This window comes from Gilvimarinus sp. F26214L (assembly GCF_054401055.1).
In genome coordinates, this window is the sequence record NZ_JBTIYG010000036.1 from 1 (window position 1) to 1,130 (window position 1,130).

2 protein-coding genes are annotated in these 1,130 nt (G+C 52.1%); both read left to right on the forward strand.

Going from position 1 to position 1,130, the window contains the following annotated elements:
- The first annotated feature begins 156 nt into the window (after nt 1-156).
- Nucleotides 157-693, forward strand: a complete 537-nt coding sequence (locus ACURWW_RS17200; protein WP_445618380.1) for a GNAT family N-acetyltransferase — start codon at nt 157-159, stop codon at nt 691-693.
- Nucleotides 694-706: 13 nt separating this feature from the next.
- Nucleotides 707-997 carry a hypothetical protein gene (locus ACURWW_RS17205; protein ID WP_445618379.1) on the forward strand — a complete coding sequence of 97 codons (291 nt, stop codon included), beginning with the start codon at nt 707-709 and terminating at the stop codon, nt 995-997.
- The last annotated feature ends 133 nt before the right edge of the window (nt 998-1,130 follow it).

Below are 1,130 nucleotides of genomic sequence, written 5' to 3' on the forward strand. Positions count from 1 at the left end.
GATCAATTGTATTTACGGGCTATGCGCCCTTCTACCTGCTGTCGGCTCATGGTTCAAAACGCGACAACATTTAACAATCGCAAGCAGCGGATCAATTTTTCGCTGTCGCTACAAATTGCCCGCTGTTGCGGGCGTTAAAGGTCTTTGATAGCTCACATGGAAGTCAACATCGAGCGAATACCGTCAGAATCGGCCCACAAGATAAAACCGCTCTACGAGGCGTACATTCGTGAGATGGTTGGTGAGCGGCGGCCAGATACAATCAACCAGCATTTTAGCTCCTTGGCTAAGTACTGGAGTGCGCAATCACATTGGCCCTACTGGATTTACGCATGGGGCGAGTTGGCTGGCTTCTGTTTACTGCGGAATTACCCAGGGGAACTAAGCACGTACGATATCGAGCAGTTCTTTGTAAAGAACGAATTCAAACGGCGGGGTGTAGGAGCCGAGGCATTGAGGCAGGTGCTTGGGCGCCACCCTGGCAACTGGCTGGTGAGAGTTCTACAGACGAACGAAGCGGCCAGGCTGTTCTGGTGCCGCGCGGTGGCAAAGCTTACCGGCTTAACATCGAGCGAGACGAGGGCCTCGAAATGCATTTCATCAGGTTCCGTGCTGACAACCTTTAACAATCGCGTGTACCGGGACTGGTTTTCCGCTACCGCTACAAACCAGCCCGTAACGCGGGCGTTATAGCTAAGGAGAGCTTATGGATACAACCAAGCACGAATACAACGTAGAGCCAAGCAAAGCTCTGGAGATGACTTGGTACTTCATCGGGTTCTGTTTGCTAGCGTTGGGGGCTTACGCGCTCGCCGATGGGGCAGGCATTCTGCTTCCAGGTATTGTGGGGCTGACGGCTTTGGTGTTCCAGGTAGGGGCACAGAGGAACGCGAGGTTTGCAATTCCAGAGGCGCGTTTTCAGCGCAGAGTAATCGTGCTATCTATGTTAATCGCGGTCTACTGTGGAGCTGTAGCAAGTACGTTCGACGCGCTATAACAAACGCAAGCAGCGGAACAATTTTTCGCTGTCGCTACAAATAGTCCGCTGTTGCGGGCGTTAACTGTCATATGGATTTACCACTAGGCACTGCCAATTCGCAGTTGTACGAAAAGAACGGGCTGACTTACTA

Coding starts and splice junctions, on each gene's coding strand:
- ACURWW_RS17205 (WP_445618379.1), top strand. CDS start 707: ATGGATACAACCAAGCACGAATACAACGTAGAGCCAAGCAAAGCTCTG.
- ACURWW_RS17200 (WP_445618380.1), top strand. CDS start 157: ATGGAAGTCAACATCGAGCGAATACCGTCAGAATCGGCCCACAAGATA.